This window comes from bacterium (assembly GCA_012517375.1).
Lineage (GTDB): Bacteria > Hydrothermota > Tepidihabitantia > B3-TA06 > B3-TA06 > JAAYVC01.
Map to the genome: position 1 here is coordinate 1 of JAAYVC010000055.1, position 9,300 is coordinate 9,300.

At 44.7% G+C, this 9,300-nt stretch carries 8 protein-coding genes; 5 read left to right on the plus strand and 3 right to left on the minus strand.

Annotated features, from left to right (window positions below):
• From GX441_06470 to GX441_06480, 3 genes are all read right to left on the minus strand, one after another.
• On the minus strand, positions 1 to 129 hold a 129-nt coding region (locus GX441_06470; protein ID NLI98288.1), incomplete at its 3' end, for a transposase.
• A gap of 20 nt (positions 130 to 149) precedes the next feature.
• Positions 150 to 1,397 (minus strand): AAA family ATPase, encoded by a 1,248-nt coding sequence (locus tag GX441_06475; protein NLI98289.1) that lies wholly within the window; start codon positions 1,395 to 1,397, stop codon positions 150 to 152.
• A gap of 216 nt (positions 1,398 to 1,613) precedes the next feature.
• On the minus strand, positions 1,614 to 2,090 hold the full coding sequence (locus GX441_06480; protein NLI98290.1) for a hypothetical protein: 477 nt from the start codon (positions 2,088 to 2,090) through the stop codon (positions 1,614 to 1,616).
• Positions 2,091 to 3,122: 1,032 nt separating this feature from the next.
• Here GX441_06480 and GX441_06485 point away from each other — a divergent pair.
• From GX441_06485 to GX441_06505, 5 genes are all read left to right on the plus strand, one after another.
• Positions 3,123 to 3,878: a hypothetical protein gene (locus tag GX441_06485; GenBank protein NLI98291.1), complete on the plus strand. Its 756-nt coding sequence runs from the start codon at positions 3,123 to 3,125 to the stop codon at positions 3,876 to 3,878.
• The gene (locus GX441_06490) at positions 3,878 to 6,601 is read left to right on the plus strand and encodes a T9SS type A sorting domain-containing protein (protein ID NLI98292.1); all 2,724 of its coding nucleotides are present in this window, start codon (positions 3,878 to 3,880) and stop codon (positions 6,599 to 6,601) included. Before GX441_06485 ends, GX441_06490 begins: the two co-directional genes overlap by 1 nt.
• Before the next feature lie 64 nt (positions 6,602 to 6,665).
• Positions 6,666 to 8,270: a hypothetical protein gene (locus GX441_06495; GenBank protein ID NLI98293.1), complete on the plus strand. Its 1,605-nt coding sequence runs from the start codon at positions 6,666 to 6,668 to the stop codon at positions 8,268 to 8,270.
• 9 nt (positions 8,271 to 8,279) lie between these two features.
• Positions 8,280 to 8,915, plus strand: a complete 636-nt coding sequence (locus GX441_06500) for a hypothetical protein (GenBank protein ID NLI98294.1) — start codon at positions 8,280 to 8,282, stop codon at positions 8,913 to 8,915.
• Positions 8,916 to 8,936: 21 nt separating this feature from the next.
• Positions 8,937 to 9,200 (plus strand): hypothetical protein, encoded by a 264-nt coding sequence (locus tag GX441_06505; GenBank protein ID NLI98295.1) that lies wholly within the window; start codon positions 8,937 to 8,939, stop codon positions 9,198 to 9,200.
• Positions 9,201 to 9,300: the final 100 nt, after the last annotated feature.

The window sequence follows — 9,300 nt, forward strand, 5'->3', positions numbered from 1 at the left end:
GCGCCACCGGTAATATAGTGTCTGCGATATCTGATGTTCCCGGCATATCTCCGTCACCGACTTCCTGCCGTTCAATCCTTCAAGTACCACCGCCAGCTTCTCCTCCGTCGTCCAATTACTGCGCTTCATCTTCGCTCCTTGCTTTATCCTCATTCTACCCCTACACACTCACCGTGTCCACTCTCTGAAGGGCGCAGTATATCCTTGTGCTCTGCCGCACAAGAGAGATGATACAGTTTCTCCCATGCCCACGGAGAATCGTCGGGTTCCTTTGCACATTTATCGGCTAATTCTCGATGAAGGTTTTTATCGAGATCATCGTCAATTGAATTGTGTGTCGACTTTGCTGTTTTCTTGATCAAAAAAGCCCAGAAGCTGCTATGGAAAAAGGTCAAAAGGCTTGAAGATTCTTCACGAAAGTAGTGGGACATTAAGTGTTGGAATCTATCCAGGGCTTTTGGATCAGACCACTTTTTAATCCAGTCAAGATCAATGGGTTTGCGTAAACGTGCGACAAGACCGACGAAGTGTTTTAAATCATAGTCTGGATTGATCTGATTCCAATAACTATGATATTGGTTCTCTATGTTCTTATCATATGGAGGCGTATCTTTTAGTATTTCTTCTATTTCTTCCTTTGCAGACTTACCTTCCAGATGCCGCAATAGATATCTTAAAGCCAGAGGATGTCCTTCAGACAATCGATAAATCTCGTCCTCAAATCCTGACAAGGAATTGTCCATGCCCATTTTTTTTATAATGTCATTAAAATTTCCCCTGCTTAATTCTTGAATCTCTACTCGGCGATCAGGTTGGCCAATCTCATTTTGCACTCTGGGAGGTAATTTCGCAAGTTGCTCCGTTTGTGTGCCAAGAATGAAGAATATCCCTTCAGAGATTAATTCAGGGTTAGGTAGGTCGGACAGCATGCTGATTTGCGGATCCTGCTCTCGTTCGATATGATCCAATCCGTCCACGAGGATCAGAGTTTTGATCTTCGTTTTTTGCCAATCTGCGTGAAGAAGTTCTATCTGCCTGTGGAAGATATTCTGCAGTTTTGAGCGGTCTATTTCGTAACTTTTTTCTACCTTGAATCCGGCTTTGTCCAGCGCTAGCTTAATATCATGCAAGAAATTAGTCGATTCCCCGCGCAATGATGAAGGGTAATCTGGGACATAAGCGTAATACTCAATTATTCTTGCTTCTTCGATTGTGGGCAGGGTCTCTGATAAAAGGGTGGATTTCCCGGACCCCGGTGTTCCCATTAGAGCAATGTAACCTCCAGGGTTTTTGAAAACAGCTTCTTTAAGACTTGTGACTGTCTCATCAATTGGAACGTAGCTTTCCTTGTCAACTGGATACTTGTGGGGATGTTTGAATTCGTAGATATCCTCCAATCCTAATAATTTAAGAAATTCCAGACGTGTTAACTCAACAATTTTTTTAGAATCGGCAGCAAGATCGAATAAGACTTTGGCGATTCGCTCAATGAAATTTGTTTCAGAAGCGGAGAGCTTGAATCCAAATTCTAATTCACAATCCCTGGAGAACTCCTCAAATTCCTTCTCGTTTAGCCCGGTAGACTCTCTTAATTTCTCCAGTGCAGGCTTCCATTATTCAGGAATGCATGAGATGCCGGATTCCTTGATTATCTCCCAGCATTGCTTAAGAAAGGCGGCAAAAGATTTTTGCTTGGATTTATCTACGGAGGGATTCGAAAATACTTTGTCTAGTGTCGATGGATAATTGTTGGTTACTAAATGAACCACTATTCGTTTCGTTGGATTCAATTCTCGGAGCTGTCTTTGACCATCTGCTAATTGCTTAATCAAACTTGGTCTTTTCCCTGTTTTTACCAATTCTCGAAAAGTAAATGGTTTAGGATATTCGCTCCATTTAACTTGATAAGCATCTATTCGATTGTCCGAAACAATCTGGAGATCATCGACTCTCCCCGCATCAGGATCATTTACTCTTATCGAGTCAAAGGTTCTTAACTCTTCAAGGATTTTCGAGGTCGATACTCGATATTGATTTGAAAAGCCTATAGCTGCATGTCTTTCACCTTCTGCGGGAGGCGTGTTATACATTTCAATACCTCTTACTTGAATTTAATGACCTGTTTTAAAAACCCCAAACATAACTTGATAAGATTACTCCCTGGAACAAAGATGTCAATTCCCTGGTCCCTCTTGGGTAATTTAATATGGTATCTGTGGGATCACCTTGATGAGTTCTCAGAATTTAGTATATCAAGTGGATGAGTTATGAACCATCGGTCATCGGAGATACGGATGCATATCTACGCACAATAAGGGGCTGCTCCCAGGGTAGATTTTCCAGATGTGTATCAAATGCCCCTTTTTGACCCAATCCTTACTAAGGTTTTTCGTTAACTGAAGCATATCCTCATCTTACGTGTTTTCGCCTGAATTGTTCCCTTTGGCTCTTAGGATCAAAACAGCTCTCGCAGCTACACGAAACTAGGTCTTTTTCAGGCAAAATGAGCTGATGACACCATCATAAAGGGCAAGTTTAGCCTCAAAGATGGAGGTTGATATATCCTTTATGAAACGGCTTACTTTAGCGTGCGAAGTCGGAATCTTACTTCCCTATACTTCAAGGAAGAAGGAAGATTGAAATGATTCCCCAGTTCTTTTTGGAGGAGGGGAGAAAGAAGAAGAGAGAGGAGAGAGAGGGAGAGAAGAGAGGGGGATCCTGAACTGGGTTGAAAATGCAATCCTGGGCTTCTGGAGGGGTTCCAGGGGCATTGTGGAGGGAGAACAAACAAAAAAGTGATTGCAACAGATGCACAAAACCCAAAATACTGCCTGTAGTATCCTAACATATCACAATAAAGTCACTTGGACTTGACAAACTTATTTGTTTTACTTATACTAGGTTAGAGGTTTGAATGGGAGCTAGTTGCAACAAGGAATATAGGATATTTTCAAGGGAGATAGTGCTGAATTCAATCCAGGGGGATTGCTTCCCCCAGAATGTATTGTGAAGTAACGGTATAGCCCATCGATCCTGAAGGAGGCCTTTTTGAGGAGGGGCTTAGACAAGAAAGGTCTAGGCTAGCGTAAAGAGAATAATAGAGGCCGATTTTAGGAGGATTGATGTTAAACATCATGTTGACGGCGATGCTTCTGATAGGAGCATCAGGAGATAAGGACGGGCTTAGTTTTCAGGCATGTGTGGGATATGAACCTTCCGTGCTCTACAGAGGGAAGGAATTCAAGGGTTTTACAAATGCCCCTGCGGGCGCTTATCCAGACCCATCCTTAGTTCTTTACTTGAATCACACAGTAAGAGGCAAAATAGGCGTGGAAATATCCAATTTGATAATCATCCGAGCCATAGGAGGATTTTCCTACTCAGACCTGCCTAACACTTCTCCGCTTGTGTTTTTTCCATCTGATTCAACAGGAAGGTATTATTGTCTAAGCACGAATATGACCCTTAGTGCAATCAGCGTGGGAGGAGAGATTGGTATCCCCTTGAAAGCGCTTTCAAAGAGTTATACATACAACGGAGGGGATATATACGTTGGATCAGAAGGGGTATGGGGTGATTCTTACGGAGAAGAACACTGGATATGGTATGACAACCTGAATGAACCACAGAACTTGAAAAATTTCTACTACGTCAGCGATTTGAAAGGGATAGTGGGACATCTGGGCATTTCCTTTCCAGTCGTCAGCTTTGGAGGATTTTCGTTTCAGATGCATTGCCTTCTCAAAGGAGGGGTCTTAAGGGAAAGTGCAATGAACACCTATGATAAACCGGAGGAAGCTTCTCTCAGGCAGATGAGAATTCTTCCGACGTGGGGAGTTGCACTCGGGTTAACCTTCGACTATAAAGGAGGAAAATAATGAAGGGAAAAACCTCAATCGTTGTGTCACTGTTAGTCAGTGCTTTTTCGTTATCGCAGGCTGCCAATCCAGGTCCGTATCCAATAATCTTTATTCATGGACAACAGCAAACAGCTACGTGTGCTTCTGGCTGGCTTACATGGGATGATGAGGAATCAGTGATGCGTCAACTCGTTCCCCTATCCGGGCTAGGTTACAACAACTACACCTACGGCACACCAAAGAATTGTGACGTATCGTCAGTATTAACATCGACAGGAGGAGATCCACTCAAGGTATATAGCTTTTCTTACTACAACCCCGATGCTTCTCAGGGAGTCATTGGGGACAATTACTATTCGTCTGCAACCCTAGATCCCAAAGCCTCGAACTACCAAGCAGATTATAACACATCAGCGGCCAATGCTGAGTGGGCACAAAACCTTGCGACTTTCATAAATAAAGTTCTCACTGCCACAGGCGCATCCAGGGTAAATCTTGTTTGTCATTCAATGGGTGGGTTGGTTGTGAGAGATGCGATCACCTTCTACGGATGCGACGAAAAAGTTTTCAAAGTAATGATGATTGGAACCCCTAATCACGGTTTTACGGAACCCAAGTGGGTGGAGGCGATTTACGCTCTATTCGCTGATTATCCTACCTGGCAAAAACACGGCGAACTATTAGAAATGGCTTTGAATTCAGATTGGATTTTGGAGACCGTCAAATTCACCAGCACCTCAAGTAGTGGTTCAAAATTATGGGTCGATTGGCTCTATGATGCTGATAAAGGCACAATCTGGCCTAGTAATTACTGGTGGTCCGATCCCCCATTCTACGGGACCATTGCAGGAACGAGGCCTCGCATTTATACGGTTCTTTTTGCCTCTAACGACGGTGTTGTTGCCAGAAAATCAGTCGAGCTGGATTACTCGCAATTCAACAGGACTTATTTCAAATTCCATTACAAAGGTTCCAACGATCAGCCCTGGGAAGCTCTACCGACTTGCCAGCAAGTAAAGGAAGAGGTCAAAAAGTGGATATTCAACTACAACGTTCCTCCGGAGATTACCCGTGTGGACTGGACCAAATCTGCGAGTGCCATGGCAGCTATGAGTCTACTTTCCAAGAAACCACGTTGGAATGCTCAGGTTTATTTCAAGTATAAGGAAACATCCGGCTGGACTTTTGATAAGTATAAATTCTGGCGCAGAAGAACTGATAAAGAATGGGGCAGGCCCCTTGATGGAGGAGGAAGCTTCAAACAGCAGAGGAAGATTGATCCCAAGAATTTTCAGGGCATAAAGAAAGCATACCCAAGCGAAACATGGTATTGGAAAGTTGAAGTCCTTCACCATTATGATACCGATCCTCAATACTCTCTTTCTTCCGAACCGTTTCACTCGACCAGCCCAGCTGCATCGCCATCACCACCTCCACCATCGTGTCCAATCCTATATTCCTTTATAGGCAGAGACGACACTACAAGCGAGTATTGCTATCTACAGAATAATACCTTGCTTCCACGTTCTCAGTTTACAAGCGACACCGCGATTGACAATATTGTTCTTTCTTATCCACCTCCTCCTGAAAATGGCAACTACTACCTTTACGTGGCAGAGGAAAATACAGCTGTTTCTTACTTCACTGATGCAAGACTATATGCAGTAGATCATCCTATTGGAACTCAGGTCGCAACTTCAGCCCTGGGCGGAGTCTATGTTTATTCAAATGTTCTCGAACCCAATCAATTCTACAAGGATACAATAGTATGGTTACCAGATTCATTAGACACGCTCAGACAGTATGTATATCCCATCGATCTACTGGATCAAATCGGAGATATTGACACATCTATCATTACGGCCAATAGCCTGGATACTTTTTATGTGAGCTTTCCTCCGGTAGAGTGGAGCAACACAGGACTTTTGATGAGCACAGGTATCAGCCCTTCCCAGCAGATCTCACCGGTTAAAAACTACTACTTCAGTGTCTGTGTTCCAAGTGGAGATACGGGCTGGAGTCCAATACCCGGAGGTGAGGCCCTTGCCCGTCACAGCACATCGGACTGGATTATTGATGTCAGTTCTTCATTTATGAATGCTGATACCGAATCCATGACTTTCAAGATCATCTGTAATGCAAATTCGATAGGCTACCTCGATCGGGTCGCTCTTGTCAAGATTGAGCCCTCGGGCTGGAGCATGACTGAATCTCAAATAAACAATGCGATATATTGGGAACAGAGACAGGGTGTTCCTGTTGGAACGAATATCTCAGATCTCATTTTGCATGGAAGTTCCCCTCTCCTTCGTGCAAATGAACAGTTCGCACTTTCCTATACGGCTGTTCCTCAGGATACGATGGATACTACAATGACCAGAGATTTCGTCTTCAAAACTCGCGGAAGATACACTTATCAAGTATTATCCCCAGGCATAGAAGATCGCGGCGAGCTTCCAAAAGAATATAAGTTCTCCATCAAAGATCTGTTGATATCACCCGCCCAGAATGTCGGAATCTCTTATCAGCTTCCACAGTCAGGAAAAACCACAATCACCGTGATGGACGTGACAGGCCGTAGAATGGCAGTTCTGGTTAACGGTAAGCAGGAAGCTGGCTACTACACGGTCAATTGGGATGGAAAAGACCAATATGGCGAGAAACTGAGATCAGGCGTGTATTTTGTCAGGATTTCCTCCGGCAAATACTCTAACAGCACCAAGGTAGTCATGCTTAGATAAAGCTATTAATATCTCAGGAGGGCGAGCAAGCTTGCCCTCCTGAGATTCGCTTCAAGGAGGTTACGTGAAGAAAACAATGTTATTCTTGACTTGCCTGATCGTTCAGGCCTTTGCGGCTAGCCCCATGGTGATTTGGCAGAAAGCCCTGGATTACGGGTCCAATGATAAGATACACGGAATGGCCATGGATTGGCCAGGCTATCTCTGCTATACGGGTGAATCGAAGGATGACAGCTCGAGATTAATCGTGGCAAAGATTACGACGGAGGGAGATACGGTATGGCGCAAAACCTATCCAGAAGGTTCAAATGCCATTGGCTATGATCTTCATGTTTTCTCTAATCACAAGATAGCCGTTGTGGGAACTGAGGCCTCCACAGGGAATTCCCGCTCCTTATCCTTGCGCTATGATTTAAACGGGGAGTTAATAAAAGCGTTGTCAACTCCAGCTTATGCCATTGACGGCCCGCCCGTGATAGCTGCAAGGAATGAGGATTCTTGCTATATTGGTGTCTGGGGTGAGAACCTGTCAGGAAACGATACGAAAACGGCATTTTACTTGCTGAACGCCCTTGGAGGAGTTGTCCTGACCAACGGTTACTATTCCGGCTATACTCCTCTTAGCGGCATGGCGATTTGCTCATCAGGAGGCGTTTGCATAGGTCGCCCTCCGTGTTCCTGGGAAAAGATGAAGAATGACCTTACCGGACAGGGTTATCACGACTACGAGGAGACAGGCTTCGTTTTCAATGCGACGGGTGTGGCTATCAACGACCAGAATCAGGTGTATTTCTGCGGCGATGCGTTGAAAACTGTGAGGGATTTCTTCTTATTCAAGTGGGACACTTCAGGGAATTTCCTATGGACCGCTCACAAGGGCTACGACCTTGGCGGAGATGATTACTGCCTTGATATGAGCCTTGATTCTGCCTCTGATTGCTATCTTGCAGGATACCGGATAAAAGGCGAAGAAGAGGATGCTGCTCTTGTTAAGACCGATTCAGACGGCAACCTTCTCTGGAAGTGGGTGGATACGCTTCCAGGAAAGCAGGAGATAGAAGCAGTGGAGGTTGATCCTGAGGGATACATCTACCTTGCAGGTTCGGATAATGCGGGAACCAACTGGAACGCTTTTGTCATAAAGATTCGCCAGCCGCTCGAAATCTCGGGTGTCGTAAAGGATTCCACTGGGAAAGCGATGAAGAACTTCACCCTTTTAGTGTCAGGGGATACGACTCTCGAAGTGACTACCGACAACGAGGGCCGCTACAACCTTGTGATCTACAACGGAGGCAACTACACACTTAGACCCAAACAATCGGGTTGGGTATTCAATCCGGTGCAATACACATACTCACCTCTGGCTCATCGCATGGTTAACCAGGACTTTCTTAACGGTAAGTGGTCAGGGATTGAAGAACATCCTATTCCTTCACAGCTTACCCTGGATGTAGACGATGCAGGGATCAGGTTCTCTCTTCCTTCTTCTTCTTATATAAGACTTGTAGCCTATGATGTGTGTGGCAGACAGGCAGCGGTCTTAGCTCAAGGGACTTTTGGAGTGGGCAATTATACCGTCAAGAAACCAGAACTTGAGCAGGGTGTGTATTTTGTGAAACTTGATGCGAACAATGTTGCATTATGCAAGAAGCTGATATCCCTGAGATAAGGAGGTTCTATGAAAAGGAATTTGCTTCTAACTTTGATTTCAATGTTGGTAATCGTAAGCCTTTCGTGCGTTTCACCATTCTATGGCACAGCAAGAATTGAACCTGGTTGGCATATGAATTCTGGATTGGCTTTGACGACATTTATAGGTGGTGCTGTAGGAGAAATGCCCGGTTATTACATAGGAGGAAGAGGTGACTTTGAACTCATGTATGGGTTTAACAAGAACCTTCAGGCTCATATACGTGCTGGTTTAGGGTTAGGATTAACGCCACAGATTTCGGGAGGAGTTCATCCCTGGCCTGTGTCCCCACTTATTGATGGAGGAATCGGCTTACAAGGTTCTCTGCCAACTAAATTCCTCACGCCTGCATTAAGGCTGGAGTTTCTTACAAGAGGCCCCATTTCACCGACTTTACTTCTTGGGATAGGGAAAAAGGAAATCGTAATCCTGGGTGCCGATATAACTTGGATATTCTACAAACTGCTTCTCATGGAGGAAGGTGCGGTCAACGGACCTAATGGTTTTGTGGTTGTTCACTTTTCTCCTGCATGGAATATTGCGCTATCTTGCGGTATACCTTCAACTAAATGGGATTTACAATTCCCTCTTGTTTCTCTGGGGCTAGGTTATACTATCAAATAACTTAAAAGGAAGGAGATGAAAATGAAAAAACTTGCTTTGATTCCCATGGGAATCGCTTTAATCGGTTTGTGGACCGATCTTCATGCAGTGGATAAAGAAAGTGATAAAAGCAACGGCGATGCCGCAAATACTCAGGCTGTATTTTCATGGCAGACTTCCCCAACGACGGACGGGATAACTCACAGCGATATCGGGTATCCATACGCCGCTTTCATAGTCCATACAGTTGGTGATGTCTCAAAACTATACTGCGCCCCTCAGAGACTGGACACGAGGGTAGTTTAGAGGTAGACTCAAGCGTCTAGCCAAGGAGGCAAGATGAAGCGCAGTAACTGGACGACAGAGGAGAAGCTGGCGGTGGTACTTGAAGGATTGAACGGTAGGA